The 17,226-nt window shown below is 53.2% G+C and carries 15 protein-coding genes and 1 other RNA gene; 9 read left to right on the forward strand and 7 right to left on the reverse strand.

What is annotated here, in order from left to right; genetic code table 11:
* Positions 1 to 185: 185 nt before the first annotated feature.
* The 3 genes from ydiK (at position 186) to apbE (ending at position 2,836) form a co-directional block, all read left to right on the forward strand.
* The gene (gene ydiK / locus I2D83_RS13095; protein WP_043881786.1) at positions 186 to 1,295 is read left to right on the forward strand and encodes an AI-2E family transporter YdiK; all 1,110 of its coding nucleotides are present in this window, start codon (positions 186 to 188) and stop codon (positions 1,293 to 1,295) included.
* Positions 1,296 to 1,585: 290 nt separating this feature from the next.
* Positions 1,586 to 1,697: antisense sRNA RprA (rprA, locus tag I2D83_RS13100), an RNA gene on the forward strand.
* A gap of 92 nt (positions 1,698 to 1,789) precedes the next feature.
* Positions 1,790 to 2,836, forward strand: coding sequence for an FAD:protein FMN transferase ApbE (gene apbE / locus I2D83_RS13105; RefSeq protein ID WP_205946663.1), 1,047 nt, complete (start codon positions 1,790 to 1,792; stop codon positions 2,834 to 2,836).
* Between the two features lie 203 nt (positions 2,837 to 3,039).
* On the opposite strand, the gene ppsA is transcribed toward apbE, so the two are convergent.
* Positions 3,040 to 5,418, reverse strand: coding sequence for a phosphoenolpyruvate synthase (gene ppsA, locus I2D83_RS13110; protein WP_205946664.1), 2,379 nt, complete (start codon positions 5,416 to 5,418; stop codon positions 3,040 to 3,042).
* Positions 5,419 to 5,718: 300 nt separating this feature from the next.
* Between ppsA and ppsR the strand changes: the two genes are divergently transcribed.
* The 6 genes from ppsR to I2D83_RS13140 all read left to right on the forward strand — a co-directional run bounded on the left by ppsR (position 5,719) and on the right by I2D83_RS13140 (position 11,658).
* Positions 5,719 to 6,540 (forward strand): posphoenolpyruvate synthetase regulatory kinase/phosphorylase PpsR, encoded by an 822-nt coding sequence (gene ppsR / locus I2D83_RS13115; RefSeq protein ID WP_043881787.1) that lies wholly within the window; start codon positions 5,719 to 5,721, stop codon positions 6,538 to 6,540.
* Between the two features lie 192 nt (positions 6,541 to 6,732).
* Positions 6,733 to 7,779, forward strand: a complete 1,047-nt coding sequence (locus I2D83_RS13120) for a 3-deoxy-7-phosphoheptulonate synthase (protein ID WP_181848507.1) — start codon at positions 6,733 to 6,735, stop codon at positions 7,777 to 7,779.
* A gap of 220 nt (positions 7,780 to 7,999) precedes the next feature.
* Complete coding sequence (locus tag I2D83_RS13125; RefSeq protein ID WP_181828783.1) at positions 8,000 to 9,052, forward strand: hemin-degrading factor; 1,053 nt, start codon at positions 8,000 to 8,002, stop codon at positions 9,050 to 9,052.
* Positions 9,049 to 9,867 (forward strand): heme/hemin ABC transporter substrate-binding protein, encoded by an 819-nt coding sequence (locus I2D83_RS13130; protein WP_205946665.1) that lies wholly within the window; start codon positions 9,049 to 9,051, stop codon positions 9,865 to 9,867. The genes I2D83_RS13125 and I2D83_RS13130 overlap by 4 nt, the downstream gene beginning before the upstream one ends.
* The gene (locus I2D83_RS13135) at positions 9,864 to 10,868 is read left to right on the forward strand and encodes a FecCD family ABC transporter permease (protein ID WP_205946666.1); all 1,005 of its coding nucleotides are present in this window, start codon (positions 9,864 to 9,866) and stop codon (positions 10,866 to 10,868) included. Before I2D83_RS13130 ends, I2D83_RS13135 begins: the two co-directional genes overlap by 4 nt.
* Entirely contained in the window at positions 10,861 to 11,658 is a 798-nt protein-coding gene (locus I2D83_RS13140; protein WP_205946667.1) for a heme ABC transporter ATP-binding protein, read from the forward strand. The genes I2D83_RS13135 and I2D83_RS13140 overlap by 8 nt, the downstream gene beginning before the upstream one ends.
* Positions 11,659 to 11,676: 18 nt before the next feature.
* Here the strand turns inward: I2D83_RS13140 and I2D83_RS13145 are convergent, their stop codons facing one another.
* From I2D83_RS13145 to I2D83_RS13170, 6 genes are all read right to left on the reverse strand, one after another.
* The gene (locus I2D83_RS13145) at positions 11,677 to 13,128 is read right to left on the reverse strand and encodes a protein adenylyltransferase SelO (protein WP_205946668.1); all 1,452 of its coding nucleotides are present in this window, start codon (positions 13,126 to 13,128) and stop codon (positions 11,677 to 11,679) included.
* Positions 13,129 to 13,314: 186 nt separating this feature from the next.
* A complete protein-coding gene (locus tag I2D83_RS13150; protein ID WP_205946669.1) occupies positions 13,315 to 14,040 on the reverse strand; it encodes an EAL domain-containing protein in 726 nt (241 codons plus the stop codon).
* Between the two features lie 138 nt (positions 14,041 to 14,178).
* Positions 14,179 to 15,195 (reverse strand): lipoate--protein ligase, encoded by a 1,017-nt coding sequence (locus I2D83_RS13155; protein WP_205946670.1) that lies wholly within the window; start codon positions 15,193 to 15,195, stop codon positions 14,179 to 14,181.
* A gap of 43 nt (positions 15,196 to 15,238) precedes the next feature.
* Positions 15,239 to 15,715 carry an NlpC/P60 family protein gene (locus tag I2D83_RS13160; RefSeq protein WP_219607087.1) on the reverse strand — a complete coding sequence of 159 codons (477 nt, stop codon included), beginning with the start codon at positions 15,713 to 15,715 and terminating at the stop codon, positions 15,239 to 15,241.
* Between the two features lie 144 nt (positions 15,716 to 15,859).
* Complete coding sequence (gene btuD, locus I2D83_RS13165) at positions 15,860 to 16,636, reverse strand: vitamin B12 ABC transporter ATP-binding protein BtuD (protein WP_205946671.1); 777 nt, start codon at positions 16,634 to 16,636, stop codon at positions 15,860 to 15,862.
* A complete protein-coding gene (locus I2D83_RS13170; protein ID WP_182100086.1) occupies positions 16,637 to 17,188 on the reverse strand; it encodes a glutathione peroxidase in 552 nt (183 codons plus the stop codon). It lies immediately after the preceding gene.
* Positions 17,189 to 17,226: the final 38 nt, after the last annotated feature.

Genomic DNA, 17,226 nt, shown 5'->3' on the forward strand with positions numbered 1-17,226 from the left:
CGCAATCGTGTGCGCTCCCGGATCGGCAAAAACATACAGCGTGTTGGCTAATGGCCGTTTCACCAACAAAATGTTCAACAGGCTGTCAAAACCCCCGGAAATATCTCATGATGACGGGTGACAATAGGTTGTCACCCAAGCTACCTCGCCTTCAGCCTTTTCTTTTGTTATTGAGGAATGATTCGTTGAGCAAATATTCTCAGCCACCACGATTTGATCTGGCCAGAATCCTGTTCAGTCTGGCGTTTATTACCATCATGATTATTGCCTGCTTTTGGGTGGTACAGCCTTTTATTCTGGGATTTGCCTGGGCGTGTATGGTGGTCATTGCCACCTGGCCGATGCTGATTAAATTTCAGGCGTTATTGTGGGGTCGGCGTTCTCTGGCCGTCATCGTTATGACGCTGCTGCTCATTCTGCTGTTTATTGTCCCCATTGGCGTGCTGGTCAGTAGCGTGGTGGATAACAGCTCGGCGTTAATGAGTTGGGGAGCCCGGCAGGAAAACTTTTCGCCGCCCACGCTGGAATGGCTGACGTCAATTCCTTTAGTCGGAGAGAAATTGTTCAACAGCTGGCAGGCGCTGTTACAAAGCGGCGGCAGCGGCCTATTTGCCAAAGTGCAGCCCTATTTTGGTAAAACCGCAACCTGGCTGGTTGCACAGGCCGCCCATGTCGGGCGTTTTCTGATGCACTGCTCTCTGATGCTGATCTTCAGCGCCCTGCTGTATTACAAGGGAGAAGCCGTTGCGAAAGCCGTGCGGCATTTCGCTATCCGGCTGGGACAGGAGCGCGGCGATGCCGCCGTGATTCTGGCGGCGCAGTCAATTCGAGCCGTTGCGCTGGGCGTAGTGGTAACGGCCATCGTGCAATCGGTGTTAGGCGGAATCGGTCTGGGACTGTCCGGGATTCCCTATACCACACTATTAACCGTACTGATGTTTCTGTGCTGTCTGGCGCAGTTGGGGCCGCTGCCGGTACTCATTCCTGCCATTATCTGGCTGTATTGGACGGGTGATAACACCTGGGGCACCATCCTGCTGGTCTGGAGTTGCGTCGTTGGAACAATCGATAACATTATCCGCCCGGTATTAATCAGGATGGGTGCCGATCTTCCTATGCTGCTGATTCTTTCCGGCGTCATTGGCGGATTGCTGGCTTTTGGCATGATTGGCTTATTTATTGGTCCGGTCGTCCTCGCCGTTTCCTATCGCCTGCTCTTTGCCTGGATGCGTGAAATCCCCGAACCGCAAAACATCCTCTCCGTTAATACGTCCAGCAAACCCAACAAAGAATAAAGACGGTAAACACCGTTTCTCCTCCCCGTGGGTGGTGTGCCGCCCACGTATTGCTCATTCTCAGCATTATTGCTTCGTATCGATTTATTCCCTTACTTTTTCAATAGGTAAAAATAGCTAATGATTAACCCTCTATTCTTGGGGATTAGTCCTAAAAATTTTGATATCATTTCTCTAATGCATCAATATTATTGACAATATCAAAATCCCGAGAAACCAAACCTTAAAAGATAATTAACTATTAGGATGATTCTTAATGACTGAATAGCGCATAATCCATAGGATTAATACCGGAGCTAGTATTAACCTACTGTATGTCAATGAGGTTTCCTCCTCGTCAGAGTTAGTAACGAATTGCTGTGTGTAGTCTTTGCCCATCCCCTGAGATGGGCCTTTTTTTTTCCTCTCATTTCTCTTCCATTCAATTACGCGTCATTCCTTTTTTGTTACTCTCCTGTCTGCCTACTCTCAGTTCAGTTTTTCAGGAGTTTTTCATGACGCCTCTCGCCGCGAAGAGATTACTACTCTGTGGCTTATTCAGTCTTCTGACCGCCTGCGATAATCCAGCACCAACGGCACAGCGCCCCTTGTTGACCATTGAAGGTAAAACGATGGGGACGTTTTACAGCGTAAAAATTAGCGGCGACATCACCGAAGACAAAACGCAGTTGCAACGAGAAATCGATGCCCTGCTGGAGCAGGCCAATAACGACATTTCCACCTACCGTGACGATTCCGTGCTGTCGCGTTTCAATCAGTATCGGGGAACGGATCCACAGCCCATCAGCAACGGCATGGCGGATATCATTCTGGCTGCGCTGCGTATCGGTAAAGCCACTCACGGCGCGATGGATATCACCGTCGGCCCGTTGGTTAACCTCTGGGGGTTCGGCCCGCAAAAACAGCCTACGCGTATTCCCAGCCAGCAGCAGATCGATGTCGCACGGCAAAACGTTGGGTTGCGTCACCTGAAACTGATCGGCGACGAAAAAGGAGAATGGATTCAGAAAGATCTCCCGGATTTGTATGTCGATCTCTCCACGCTGGGCGAAGGATATGGCGCAGATGTTCTCGCACAGTTAATGGCGCGTAAAGGGATCACCAATTATCTGGTTTCCGTCGGCGGCGCCATTTCCAGCCGTGGCGTAAATGCAGAAGGAACGCCGTGGCGCGTGGCGATTCAGAAGCCAACCGACCAGGAAAACGCGGCACAGGCAGCGGTGAATTTGCAGGGCTATGCAATCAGCACCTCCGGCAGCTATCGGAATTATTTTGAACAGGACAACAAACGTTATTCTCACGTTATCGATCCCGAGACGGGCAGACCGATTACTCATCAACTGGTTTCTGCGACCGTGATTGCGCCGACAGCACTAGAAGCCGATGGTTGGGATACCGGTTTGATGGTGTTGGGAACAGAGAAGGCGTTGAAGCTGGCAGAACAACAGGGGCTAGCGGTTTATCTGATTACCAAAACGGATAAGGGTTTTAGCGCGGTAATGACGCCACAGTTTAAATCCTTCCTGATTGCGGCACCGTGATTTTCAGCACGACTTGCGATCAGCGGCGGTCGAGCGGTGGTAATGGATAGATCGTAAAGACGCTGTGAATACATCCCTGTACGCTCGGATTGCGCCATCCATGGCGCAAACGCTTTACTCTTCTATTCCATTACCACCGTTTTCATTCTGTGAATACTGTTTCAGTTGCCTGATGATTATATATCAGACATTCACCGAACTAATTACTTGTGCTCAGCCAGATTCAGCCAGGTTTGCACCACGGTATCTGGGTTGAGCGACAGGCTATCGATGCCTTGTTCCATCAGCCAGAGGGCGAAATCTTCGTGATCTGACGGACCCTGTCCGCAAATACCGACGTATTTACCCTGCTTCTTAGCGGCCTTGATCGCCATCGACAGCAGCGCTTTCACCGCATCGTTACGCTCATCAAACAGCGACGATACCACGCCGGAGTCACGATCCAGACCCAGCGCCAGCTGCGTCATGTCATTTGAGCCGATGGAGAAACCATCAAAGTGTTGCAGGAATTCGTCAGCCAGCAGCGCGTTGGACGGAATCTCGCACATCATGATGATTTTCAGGCCATCTTCGCCACGACGCAGCCCCTGATTCGCCAGTTCTGCAATCACCGCTTCCGCTTGCGCCACGGTACGAACAAACGGGATCATGATTTCCACGTTCTTCAGACCCATCACATTACGCACGCGTTTAACCGCTTCACATTCCAGCGCAAAACAGGCTTTGAAGTCCGGCGACACGTAACGACCCGCACCGCGGAAGCCCAGCATCGGGTTCTCTTCTTCCGGCTCATAACGCTCGCCACCGACCAGATTGGCGTACTCGTTGGATTTAAAATCGGACAGGCGGACAATAACGCGCTTCGGCGAGAATGCGGCTGCCAGCGTCGCGATCCCTTCCGTCAGACGACCGACGTAGAACTCGATCGGATCGTCGAAGCCCTGCATCAGCGTCTTGATCTCACGTTGCAGCTCAGGGGTTTGCTGGTCAAATTCCAGCAACGCACGCGGGTGCACGCCAATCATGCGGTTGATGATGAATTCCAGACGCGCCAGACCGACGCCATCGTTTGGCAGGCAGGCAAAATCAAACGCGCGGTCAGGGTTGCCAACGTTCATCATGATTTTCAGCGGCAGAGCTGGCATTTCATCAATCTGTGAACTCTTCACAGAGAAATCCAGCAGATCCTGATACACATAGCCCGTGTCGCCTTCCGCACAGGAAACGGTGACTTTTTGCCCTTTGCGCAAACGCTCAGTCGCATCGCCGCAGCCCACAACGGCTGGAATGCCCAGCTCACGCGCGATAATCGCCGCATGGCAGGTACGTCCGCCGCGATTGGTCACAATCGCTGCCGCCTTCTTCATGATCGGTTCCCAGTCCGGGTCGGTCATGTCGGTAACCAGTACATCGCCTGCGTTGATCAGGTGCATCTCGCTGATGTCCTGAATCACTTTGACTTCACCCGCACCGATGCGGTGACCGATCGCACGGCCTTCCACCAGCACCGTGCCGCTGGCTGGCAGGTGGTAACGCTCCATCACCTGACCGTTGGAACGCACCGTTTCCGGGCGCGCCTGCACGATGTAGAGCTTACCGGTGTGACCATCTTTCGCCCACTCGATGTCCATCGGGCGGCCGTAATGTTTTTCAATCAGCAGTGCCTGACGCGCCAGCGCCTGCACTTCATCATCCGTCAGGCTGAAACGCGTCGTTTGTTCTGCCGGCACATCTTCAATCCGTACCTGCTTGCCATGTTCCTGGCTCGCGGCATATACCATACGGATTTTTTTCGATCCCATGTTACGGCGCACAATCGCAGGTTTGTTGTTCTGCAAGGTCGGCTTGTGGACATAGAACTCGTCCGGGTTCACCGCGCCCTGCACCACCATTTCACCCAAACCGTAAGCCGACGTGATAAACACCACCTGATCAAAACCGGATTCGGTATCAATGGTAAACATCACGCCCGCGGAAGCCAGATCGGAACGCACCATGCGCTGCACGCCCGCCGACAGCGCCACACCGCGATGGTCGTAGCCCTGATGCACACGGTAGGAGATCGCACGATCGTTAAACAACGACGCAAACACGTGCTTCACCGCGACCATCACAGCATCAATACCCTGCACATTCAGGAAAGTTTCCTGTTGGCCGGCAAAAGACGCATCCGGCATATCTTCTGCGGTGGCGGAAGAACGCACAGCAAACGAGGCGTCTTTCTCGCCATCGGCCAGTTGCTGATAGGCGTCGCTTATCGCCTTCTCCAGCTCTGGCTGGAATGGCGTATCAATAATCCACTGGCGAATCTGCGTACCCGCGCTGGCCAGTTGATTCAGGTCGTCAATGTCGGTGAGATCGAGCAGCTCATAAATGCGCTGGTTAATCCCGCTTTGATTAAGAAAATCATTAAACGCCTGCGCCGTTGTCGCAAAGCCGTTGGGAACGGCTACGCCCAATCCTGAAAGGTTGGTGATCATTTCACCCAGAGAGGCATTTTTGCCCCCCACCCTTTCAACGTCGTGCATACCGAGCTGGTTATACCAAAGGACATTACGCAAATCAGGGCCGTTATTGGACATCGAAAATAATCCTTTCTGCATACAATTAGGGTATGAAAGAGTTCGGTTGAGAATCGCCTCAACGCAATCAGGTTAGCATAGCGTTTTGATGAACATGGACAGGTGAATCGATCAACCTATGAAAAAAAACTGATTTCACGGCGAATGATTGCCTAACACGGTAAAAATCCAATATCGTAGAAGATTAGCATTCTTTATCATAAAGATAATGAAATGGTGTTTTAATAAAAGTATTCGTAAAACACAATTTTTGACGAGGTTAACGTGTTCGAGCTGTCGGAAATATCACAAGGGGGTTATGTGGAAAGAAGCGTATTTTATGTCTCGGACGGTACGGCCATTACGGCAGAAGTACTGGGTCATGCGGTGTTGTCCCAGTTCCCCGTGAACACGGTTAGCTATACCTTACCTTTCGTTGAAAGTGAAGCGCGCGCTAAAGCCGTGTGTGAACAAATCAATACGTTATATCAGCAAACCGGTGTGCGTCCGCTGGTGTTTTACTCCATTGTCACGCCGACCGTGCGTAACATTATTATTAGTAGCGAAGGATTTTGCCAGGACATCGTACAGGCGCTGGTTGCACCCTTACAGGAAGAATTGAACACGCCGCCTACGCCAGTTGCTAACCGCACTCATGGCTTGACGGCCAATAATCTGAGCAAATACGACGCCCGTATCGCTGCCATCGACTACACGCTGGCACACGATGACGGTATTTCACTGCGCAATCTCGATCAAGCGCAGGTGATTTTGCTGGGAGTGTCACGCTGCGGCAAGACGCCGACCAGCCTTTATCTGGCGATGCAATTCGGTATTCGTGCCGCCAACTACCCTTTTATTGCTGATGATATGGACAACCTGCGCCTGCCGGATGCGTTGAAGCCCTTCCAGCACAAGCTCTTCGGACTCACCATTGATGCAGAACGGCTGGCGGCCATTCGGGAAGAACGCCGGGGAAACAGTCGCTATGCGTCACTACGCCAGTGCCGCATGGAGCTCAGCGAAGTTGAAGCGCTATTTCGCAAACACCAGATTAAATATCTCAATACGACCAATTATTCCGTTGAGGAAATTTCCGCCAAAATCATCGACATTCTTGGTATGAGTCGAAGAATGTACTAGTACATGATAGATTTTTTTGTCCTAATGCGGTTGTAATGTGCGCCATTTCGTTTATTGTGTGCTCCATCACTTCCCGGCATTTCGCCGCTGCGAAGCAACCTTTTAGTTGGAAACCTTGTCTGAAAACACCGGGATGTCCATGTTTTTTCGGTGATGACAGGTTTTCGACTTGACCGTATTCAGAGACAAAACATGCTACAAACAGATGAACTGCGGAGCGCGCGCATCGAGAGTCTGGTTACACCCCAAACGTTACTCGCCAGACTCCCGATCACCCCTGCCGTTGCCGAAAATGTCACCTCGTCACGCAAGAAAATTGAAGCCATCCTAACCGGTCACGATCCACGTCTTCTCGTCGTGATTGGCCCATGTTCGATCCATGACACCGACAGTGCGTTAGATTATGCACGCCGTCTTGCTGCGCTGCGCACGCAGTATCAGGATCGGTTAGAAGTCGTCATGCGCACCTATTTTGAAAAACCGCGCACGGTCGTCGGCTGGAAGGGACTCATTTCCGATCCGGCACTCAACGGCACCTTCCAGGTAAACGAAGGGCTGGAGATTGCACGCCGCCTGCTGTTGGACGTCAATCAACTCGGATTGCCGACCGCGACGGAATTCCTCGATATGGTCACCGGCCAGTATATTGCCGACCTGATTAGCTGGGGTGCGATTGGCGCAAGAACCACTGAAAGCCAGATTCATCGGGAAATGGCCTCGGCGCTGTCCTGCCCCGTCGGCTTCAAGAACGGCACAGACGGCAACACGCGCATCGCCGTCGATGCCATTCGTGCCGCCCGTGCCCAGCATATGTTCCTTTCGCCGGATAAGCAGGGCTTCATGTCGGTCTACAAAACGCAGGGCAATCCGTTTGGTCATATTATTATGCGCGGCGGGAAAACACCGAATTACCACGCGGAAGACATTGCTGCCGCCTGCGCTCATCTGCGTGAATTCTCGCTGCCCGAGCATCTGGTGATCGATTTCAGTCATGCCAACTGTCAGAAACAGCACCGTCGCCAACTCGACGTAGCCGATGACATCTGCCAGCAAATTCGTGCGGGCTCACGCGCCATCGCGGGCATCATGGCGGAAAGTTTCTTAATTGAAGGCAACCAGCCTGCTATCAATCCTCTGGCATTGACGTATGGGCAATCCATTACCGATCCTTGTCTGAGCTGGCAGGACACCGAAACGCTGCTGGCTCGTCTGGCAGACGCCGTCGACAGCCGTTTCTAATCTGATACGCGCTGGCACACTCACCTTCTCCGGTCGTGTGCCAGCCGTTTCCTCTTTTCCCGCCGCCTCTCCCACACTTTCGCAGCACGTAAATTCCTCTTACGATTTCTCTTATTCCACTTATTAAGAAAACTTCACTTGAGGTTGCGTTTTTGTTACATGAAAATGATTCTCATTCATTGCTATAATCAATACGACAACGATTAAGGGAACGAACGAGATGCAGACGTCTATTTACCAACAATACCTCCAGGCTAAAGTTGAACATCCGCGTAAATATGCTCGCGATCTGGCTGCGCTACTCGGCATCAGCGAAGCGGAACTGACTCACGCCCGTGTCGGACATGATGCACAACGCCTACAGGGTGATGCTAAAGTCTGGTTAAGCGCGCTGGAGCAGGTTGGTAATACCAAGTCGATCACGCGCAACGAGTACGCCGTGCATGAGCATACTGGCTATTATCAAAACCAGACGCTGGATGGACATGCTGGCCTTATCCTCAACCCGCGCGGATTGGATCTGCGTTTGTTCCTCTCTCAATGGGCTTCAGCCTTTGCGCTGCGTGAAAACACCGCGCGCGGAGAGCGTCAAAGCATTCAATTCTTCGATCATCAGGGCGATGCGATTCTGAAGGTCTACACGACCGACACCACGGACATGGCCGCCTGGCAGCTATTCGTTGAGAAATTCACCAGCAGCGAAAACCCTGCGTTGGCACTTCGTCCGGCAGGCAATGGCACGGCGGCCGAACAGACCATCGCCCATAACCCTCAGTTTGAAACAGACTGGCGTGCAATGAAGGATGTGCATGATTTCTTCATCCTGCTCAAGCGCTATAACCTGACGCGCCAGCAGGCGTTTAACTCGGTCGCTGACGATTTGGCCTACCGGGTAGACAACGATGCGCTGTCACAGATCCTGTTTGCCGCACGTGAAGATCAGAACGAAATCATGGTATTTGTCGGCAACCGTGGCTGTGTACAAATTTTCACCGGCACACTCGAGCGCGTAGAACGTATGGAACAACACGCGGAATGGATTAACATCTTTAATAAAGATTTTACTCTGCATCTGATCGAAGGCGCGATTGCTGAAAGCTGGGTGACGCGTAAACCGACGGTCGATGGTGTCGTGACCAGCCTCGAACTCTATGCCGCAGACGGCTCTCAAATTGCACAACTCTTCGGGCAACGTACCGAAGGAACACCGGAACAACAGCAATGGCGTAACCAAATCGATGCCCTGAAACCGCATAAGGATCTCGCTGCATGAAAAACTGGCTATTCCCCCTGCTATTGACACTCCCGCTGGGGGTGTCTGCTGCCGAACGTATCGTGTCTATCGGCGGTGACGTCACGGAAATCATTTATGCACTGGGCGCAGAGAAAGATCTGGTTGCGCGAGACAGCACCAGCCTGCACCCGGAAGCGGTGAAGAAGCTGCCTGATGTCGGCTATATGCGCCAGCTCAACACCGAAGGCATTCTGGCAATGAAACCGTCTCTGGTTGTCGCCAGCGATCTGTCTCAGCCGTCTCTCATTCTGCAGCAGGTTGCCAGCAGCGGTACCAAAGTCGTTCACGTTCCTGCTCAGCCTTCGTTGGATGTTGTGCCGCAAAAAATCGGCGTCATCGCACAGGCGCTGGGGAAAGAGACGGAAGGTAAAAAGCTGGCGGAAACCTATCAACAGCAACTGGCGGCAGTAAAAAACGCCCCGCTGCCGGTGAATGTGCTGTTCGTTCTCAGCCACGGCGGCATGACCGCGCTGGCAGCAGGCAAAAATACCCCGGCGGACACGATTATCCGCAGCGCGGGATTAAAGAATGCCATGCAAAACGTTGAGCGTTACCAGCCGCTGTCGCAGGAAGGTGTGGTTGCCAGTGCGCCGGACCTGATTCTGATCTCCAGTCAGGGGCTGAAAATATTGGGTGGTGAAGCGCAAGTCTGGAAATTACCCGGTCTGGAACTGACGCCTGCTGGCAAGCACAAACGCCTGCTCGTCGTCGATGACATGGCAATGCTCGGCTTTACGCTCGATACCCCAGCGCTAATGGCAACGCTGCGTCAGACAGCCGAAGCGATAAAATGACGTCACGGTTTCACCCGCGCACGTGGTTGCTCGCACTGCTGTTACTGATGGTGGCACTGATGGTCGGTGCCGCCAACATGGGCGCACTGAGCCTCTCGCTCAAAATGTTATGGCAAACGCCGCTTGACGATCCGATCTGGCATATCTGGTTGAATATCCGCGTTCCTCGCGTACTGCTGGCGATACTCGTCGGCGGCGCGCTGGCCTGTTCTGGCGCAATTATGCAGGGATTATTTCGTAATCCGCTTGCCGATCCCGGCCTGCTTGGCATCAGCAGCGGTGCCGCACTCTGCGTGGCGCTGACTATCGTACTACCGCTTGGCCTTCCCCCACTGCTGGCACTTTACAGCCCGATGTTTGCCGCCTTTGCGGGAAGTCTGGCGGTTACTGCCATCATTTTCATCCTCAGCCGTTCCGAACAAGGTGGATTAACGCGACTGCTGTTGGCAGGCATCGCGCTCAATGCGCTGTGTATCGCGCTGATCGGTGTCCTGACCTACATCAGCACCGACCAACAGTTGCGCCAGTTTTCACTCTGGGGCATGGGCAGTCTCGGACAGGCCCAGTGGCCGATGTTGCTGGTTGCCAGTACGCTGACTATCCCCGCCATGATCGTGACGCTGTACTACGCACGCCGTTTGAACCTGCTTCAACTCGGGGATGAAGAAGCGCACTACCTCGGTGTCAACGTGAGGCGTACCAAGCATATTCTGCTGTTGCTCAGCTCGCTGTTGGTAGGTGTCGCAGTGGCGGTGAGCGGTGTGATCGGGTTTGTCGGGCTTATCATTCCACATTTGATACGTTTGCATCTGGGTGCCGATCATCGCTGGCTCCTTCCCGGTTCTATTCTCGGCGGTGCCTGTCTGCTTCTGTTTGCCGATACGCTGGCACGCACGCTGCTTGCGCCAGCAGAAATGCCCGTTGGGCTGTTAAGCAGCCTGATTGGCGGGCCGTATTTCTTATGGCTGATCGTTCAGCATAAAGGACGTGGCAATGACTGACTCCGCGTTTGACCAGACGTTAGTCGCGCGCCATCTACGCTTTCAGACCAACGGTCGCTATCTGACGGATGATGTTTCTCTGGAACTGCACTGTGGGGAAATCGTCGCAATTATCGGCCCCAACGGCGCGGGAAAGTCGACCCTGCTCCGTTTGTTGACCGGTTATTTGACGCCCGATGACGGCGAGTGCTTGTTAGCCGGACAGCCATTTTCACACTGGCAGCCCGGCGCACTGGCAAAAACACGCGCGGTGATGCGCCAGCATAGCGGCATGGCGTTTGCGTTTAGCGTGCGGGATGTCGTCGCGATGGGGCGTTCCCCGCATGGGCGCTATCCGAAAAACGATGACGTCATTCAGCAGGTCATGGCGCAAACGGGCTGTCTGGAACTGGCTGCGCGCGACTATCGCCACCTGTCCGGCGGGGAGCAGCAGCGTGTACAGCTCGCTCGCGTGCTGGCGCAGCTGTGGCATCCAGAACCGACGCCAGGCTGGTTGTTTCTAGATGAACCCACGTCGGCGCTGGATCTGTACCATCAGCAGCATCTCTTGCGGCTACTCAAGCTGCTCACGCGTGAACAGCCGTTAGCCGTATGCTGCGTCCTGCACGATCTGAATCTGGCGGCACTGTATGCCGATCGCATTCTGTTGTTACACGAAGGAAAACTGGTCGCACAGGGTACGCCCGCCCAGGTGCTGCAGGCGGAGACGTTGACCCACTGGTATCGCGCCGATCTCAGCGTCGGTTCACACCCTGACTATCCCCTTCCTCAGGTTTACCTGCGGCAATAGCCATCCCCCTGCTCCGGCTCAGCTGGAGCAGGAAATCTCCAGATGTTTGCCCCACTCTGGTGGTAACGCCGCCAGATCGTTCTTATCCGGCTGTTCGTCAAACGGCTGACACAAAGCTTGATGCAGACGTGCCAGTACGCTGATGTCATCGTTTTCAGCCCGTTCAATCGCCATTTGCGCCAGATAATTACGCAGAATAAATTTCGGGTTCGTCGTATTCATCAACCGACGTCGCTCTTCATCACCTTGCTCTTCCTGCATCAGCCTCTGGCGATAAGTCGCAAACCAGCTATCGAACGCAGCCCTATCGATGAATTCATCACGGAGCGGCGAGTGCGATGCCTGCTTTTCACTGTCTGCCAGCAAACGGAACGTGCGGGTGTAGTCGCTGCCTTCCTGCTGCATCAGACGTAACAGCCCGACCAGTACGTCATTATCTTCCGCGCTCGCGGTAAACAAGCCCAACTTGGCGCGCATCAGCATGCCATAATGCTGCATCAACGCCGGTTCATAACGGGCAAGCGCGCGCTCCAGCGTGTCGGTATCCATCAACCCCGACAGCGCCTGCGCCAGACGATGTAGATTCCATAGCCCCACCGCAGGCTGATTATCAAACGCATAGCGCCCGCGATGATCGGAGTGGTTACAAATAAAGTTGGGTTGATAGGCATCTAAAAAGCCATAAGGACCGTAGTCGATGGTCAGCCCCAGAATCGACATATTATCCGTATTCATCACGCCGTGTGAAAACCCCACCGCCTGCCAGTGCGTAATCAGACGGGCGGTGCGTTCTACCACATCGCCGAACCACAGCTCATAGCGACGCTCGTCGTTTTCCCACTGCGGCCAATGGCGGGCAATGACATACTCCACCAGTTGACGCACCTTTTCCGGCTCACGGCGATAGTAGAAGTGCTCAAAATGGCCGAACCGCACATGGCTTTCCGCCACGCGCATCAGCATGGCGCCCTTTTCTTCCTGCTCACGCTGTACCGGATGCGTGCTGGTGACAATCGTCAACGCCCGCGTAGTGGGGATCCCCAGATGGTGCATCGCTTCCGAGGCCAGAAATTCGCGTATCACCGAGCGCAGCACGGCACGACCGTCCCCCATGCGCGAATACGGCGTCAGCCCTGCGCCTTTCAGGTGCCAGTCCATGCTGCGACCATCTGCCAGCTGTTGTTCTCCCAGCAGGATGCCGCGCCCGTCACCCAATTGGCCGGCCCACATGCCAAACTGATGGCCGCTATACACCTGCGCCAGCGGCTCCATTCCCGGCAACAAACGCTCGCCGCTCCAAACAGCATCCTGTTCTGGCGTAAACCAGTCAGAAGACAAACCGAGTTCGGCGGCTAACCCCTCGCTATGGTAAAGCAAGCGAGCGCCATGTAGCGGTTTGGGCTGTAGCGCGGTATAGAACTCCGGCAGTTGGTGAAAATAGTGATTTTTGAATAACGGTGTCTGCTGCATTCTGTCTCCCTAATACCACCCTGTTCAGGTGAAGAGAGCCACACGCTCACCACACATCGACTAACGGGTATGCAGAAAGTGTAGAGGGATGATAATGAAATTAACACGGAGGAAACATAAGGGTATTCGCTTCACAAGCGAGATCCAAAAAACCCTCACGTCCGAAAAGTAGTTAGACCGATTGAATTAGCCAATAAGCGCCGTGTGTGGCTCAAGTTCGTCAAAATGTACGGCAGGCCACATTTGCCCCTGAACGGCATCAATGTCCAGTAGTCTCATTGTGTTCAGAACCGCCACGGTGTTGATCTCCTTGGCGACAATGCTGATGCCTGAATAGCTGTTTTTAATCGTCCGCAGCAGCGGCTCCATCATCAACGTATTTGCCGGACGCGATAAAAGTTGCCCAATGAACTGGCGATCCAATTTTACACCTTGTACCAGGCCATCATACAAAGGCTTAAGCGTTGTCTTTCCAGAACCAAAATTATCCAGCCATAAAGGAAAGGCCTGACTCAGATTCAGCAACATGGCGTTTTCTTTTCCCTGCGAGAGCTGCGGGAAAAACTCATTAATTTCCAACAGGACAAAGTCGAGACGTTTGATTTCGCCGCGCAGCACTTCAGAATTGATTAAAATTTCTGCTATTTCACGCCCCACCTTCAGCACCAATTGAATGTGGTTATCGATAAACCATGCTGATTTTTCTTTGATAAAAAGCAGCTGTTCATGAACCAAATCATGCTTCTGGCGTGGATTTAATTGCATGAGAAGAATATCGGCAGGCATGCTCAGCTTGCCCGAAAGACCATTAAAATGGCTTATCATTTCGACTGCCAGCAACGTTCCATCCAACCTGAATATCGGCCAGAAAACGTAGTCACTGGTGTAGTCAACAGCAAGGTGGATGCGCATGATCCTGTACTACATGGAGATTAATAATAATCACATTACGTTATTATTATAGATGAATCTACAGCGCTTATTCGCATAACGCACGAAAAGCGTCTGTCTGCCATGCAACAGGACTCATTTAGCAGCGAATTTCACGTTTTAACGCAAACTCTGCTCCAGCCACTCAGCCAGTTCCTGCAATTCGTTTTGCTGTTCAGGGAAAGCGGTAATCAATGCCTGACACGTTGCCGCCATATTTTCCGGGCGATATGCCGTTCCCTGTAATGCGCAAGCGAGTGCTTCTAACGGCGCAGGGTTCAGGCTATCGGTATAAACCTGCGCGCGGACAATCACGCCGCGTTCCACATCAAAATGCAATTCAATCCCGCCCCAGGTAAATCGGTTATCAAGTAAATGCGAGAAGTCCGGCGCCTGACCGAAATTCCATTCCCAGCTACTTTGACGCGCAAACTGTTCGCTGAACCCCGGTAAATCGGGGTAAGCAGAAGGCGAGATAATTTCCGGTTCGCACTGTTCGCCGAAATAATCGAAGAAGGCCTGCGTCACCGCCTGACAGATCACCTGATGATCGACAGAAGGCAGCAACTCCACCAGATTGGCAACGCGAGAACGCACAGACGTAATCCCTTTTGCCTGTAGTTTTTTAATGTCTGGGTTCAAGTAATCAGCTAAACGATTGAGGTCTGCGTTCAGCAGCAGCGTGCCGTGATGAAAGCCGCGATCTTTCGTTTCGCGATAGGCGGAACCGGACACCTTGCGCACGCCGTCTGTGGTTTCCACCACCAGATCGTTGCGGCCTGACGCGCTGGCTTTTAACCCAAGAGCACTGAGTGCATCCAGAACGATCTGCGTTGAGACGCTTTTATCGTACTCCGGTTTGCCCGCCATAAAGGTAAAGCAGGTATTCCCGAGATCGTGAAAAACCGCCCCGCCGCCGCTGCTGCGTCGTGCCAGCTTGATGCCATCCTCTTCCATCCGCCGCGTATTGCACTCTTTCCACGGGTTTTGGGCACGACCAATGACCACAGTTTCCGCATTACGCCACAAAAACAACACCCGCTGCGTAGTGGGCATCTGGCGAAAGATGCATTCCTCAACGGCCAGATTAAACCAGGGATCGTAAGAGTCAGAGATCAATAAACGCAGAGAGGACATGAGCAGCTCCGTGCTGTAAGTACGCTAAATAAAAGGGGGGAAATCAGATGCGGCGGGCCTGCCAGTAAGCCCGTTTCCAGTACACGTTATCCAACGACGAACGGATTACGCCCTGACTGGTGGAGGCATGAATAAACTGGTCGTCTTTGTCATAAATGCCGACGTGCAACCCGCTGCTGCCGCTGCCGGTTTTGAAAAAAACCAAATCGCCCGGTAACAGATTCTCGCGATCAATGCGCTCGCCCAATTCGGTTTGTTCTTCGGTGGTGCGCGGCAGCTGCATGCCAAATTTATCGCGGAACGTCAGGTAGACAAAGCCGGAACAATCGACACCGTTACGATCCAGCCCGCCATAACGATAAGGCGTTCTGTACCATTGTCCCAGTTGATCGTTTAGCTGCACCATCACCATGATCGAATCGCTCAGACGCGCGTTCGGCGGCGGATTATTATGTCGGCTACTGCTACAGCCGACCAAAATCAGGCTGGCGAGAATCAAAGCGTGTCGTAAACGTATCATCGCGATTACCATAAAACCGCCCAGGCCATAGACCTCTGGCGTTTGAAAATGCTAGGTATTGGATTAATTTAGCGTTTAATCGGGGTGACTGGCAAGTAAAGGCGATTTTTCCTATTTTCTAACGACGCAGATTTTCTCTCGGCATCAGGCACTGCGAGTGATGATCCAGTTTTTGCCATCGACCACGTGCCGCTGAAACGCGACACCGAATACCGGGGACAGCACCTCCGGCCGCATGACCTCGGCCGTTTCGCCCTGTGCCACCAGAGCACCTGCCGACAATAGCCATACGCGATCCGCATGGTGGGCACTGTGGTTCAGGTCGTGTGCGCAAACCACAACCGTGATGCCAGAACGGCAGAGTTCACTCAGTAACGCATCCAGCGCCACCTGCTGCGCCACATCAAGGCTATTGGTCGGTTCATCCAGCAGCAACAGACGCGCGTGCGGATTGAGGGTCGGCCAAATCTGCAACAGCACCGCCGCCAGCCGAACGCGCTGCCACTCGCCCCCCGACAGTTGCGTAAGCGGACGCGCCAACTTGTCGGTTAACATCAGGCGTTCCGCCAGAAGATGCACTACTTTTTCAACCGCGTATTCCTGAGCCAGAGGCGGTTGATGCAGTTGCCAGTATTGGAATACCGGCATCAGCGCCAGCGGCGGTTGCTGCTGTGCCAGATAGGCACGCCGTATGGCCAAATCTGCCGCCGTATACTGCGACAGCGACGTGCCAGCCAGCAAGACTTCGCCTTCTCCCGCCAGCAACCCCGCTGCCCTTGCCAGCAATGTGCTCTTTCCGGCGCCGTTCGGGCCAATGATATGCAGCAGTGCGCCACGACGACACTCCGCCGTCGTCGGTGACAAACGCGGCGAGGCACCAGCCTGCCGCAGCTCCAATACCGGAGAAGTCTGTTGCGTCAATTATTTTGCCAGCGCATCGTCGATCGCTTTCACGATAGTGTCATGGTCAGGTGCCATATCCGGCGCAAAGCGATCAATCACACGCCCTTCGCGATCCACCAGGAATTTTTCGAAATTCCACAGAATGTCTTCCGGGTTCTTAGGCTTACGTCCCTTATTGACCAAACGCGCAAAAAAGTCACTTTTCCAGGTTCCGTTGGCTTCTGGCTGTTCACGAATTAACAACTGGTACAGCGGATGACGATTCTCGCCATTCACTTCAATCTTGCTGAACATCGGGAACTGAACGCCAAATGTCCCACGGCAGAACGCCTGGATCTCTGCTTCCGAGCCCGGTTCCTGCCCGGCAAATTCATTGGAGGGGAATCCCAGCACGACCAAGCCTTTGTCACGATAGGTTTCATAGAGTTTTTCCAGCGCGTCGTATTGCTTCGTCAGGCCGCATTGAGAGGCGACGTTGACGACTAAAGCAACCTGCCCTTTAAACGCCTCAAACGTTGTCGCTTTCCCGTCGATAGTAGTCAGTGGAATAGCGTAGATTTCAGTGCTCATCGTTTTGCTCCCTTTAATGATCAATAAGAATGGATAAA

The sequence above is a fragment of the Pectobacterium aroidearum genome (assembly GCF_015689195.1).
Classification (GTDB): domain Bacteria; phylum Pseudomonadota; class Gammaproteobacteria; order Enterobacterales; family Enterobacteriaceae; genus Pectobacterium; species Pectobacterium aroidearum.

Excerpts from the sequence above, each read along its gene's own strand:
- ppsA (WP_205946664.1), bottom strand. The coding sequence starts at position 5,418 with ATGTCCAATAACGGCCCTGATTTGCGTAATGTCCTTTGGTATAACCAG.
- I2D83_RS13125 (WP_181828783.1), top strand. The coding sequence starts at position 8,000 with ATGCAGACGTCTATTTACCAACAATACCTCCAGGCTAAAGTTGAACAT.
- I2D83_RS13145 (WP_205946668.1), bottom strand. The coding sequence starts at position 13,128 with ATGCAGCAGACACCGTTATTCAAAAATCACTATTTTCACCAACTGCCG.
- I2D83_RS13120 (WP_181848507.1), top strand. The coding sequence starts at position 6,733 with ATGCTACAAACAGATGAACTGCGGAGCGCGCGCATCGAGAGTCTGGTT.
- I2D83_RS13150 (WP_205946669.1), bottom strand. The coding sequence starts at position 14,040 with ATGCGCATCCACCTTGCTGTTGACTACACCAGTGACTACGTTTTCTGG.
- I2D83_RS13155 (WP_205946670.1), bottom strand. The coding sequence starts at position 15,195 with ATGTCCTCTCTGCGTTTATTGATCTCTGACTCTTACGATCCCTGGTTT.
- apbE (WP_205946663.1), top strand. The coding sequence starts at position 1,790 with ATGACGCCTCTCGCCGCGAAGAGATTACTACTCTGTGGCTTATTCAGT.
- I2D83_RS13160 (WP_219607087.1), bottom strand. The coding sequence starts at position 15,715 with ATGATACGTTTACGACACGCTTTGATTCTCGCCAGCCTGATTTTGGTC.
- I2D83_RS13140 (WP_205946667.1), top strand. The coding sequence starts at position 10,861 with ATGACTGACTCCGCGTTTGACCAGACGTTAGTCGCGCGCCATCTACGC.
- I2D83_RS13130 (WP_205946665.1), top strand. The coding sequence starts at position 9,049 with ATGAAAAACTGGCTATTCCCCCTGCTATTGACACTCCCGCTGGGGGTG.
- I2D83_RS13135 (WP_205946666.1), top strand. The coding sequence starts at position 9,864 with ATGACGTCACGGTTTCACCCGCGCACGTGGTTGCTCGCACTGCTGTTA.
- I2D83_RS13170 (WP_182100086.1), bottom strand. The coding sequence starts at position 17,188 with ATGAGCACTGAAATCTACGCTATTCCACTGACTACTATCGACGGGAAA.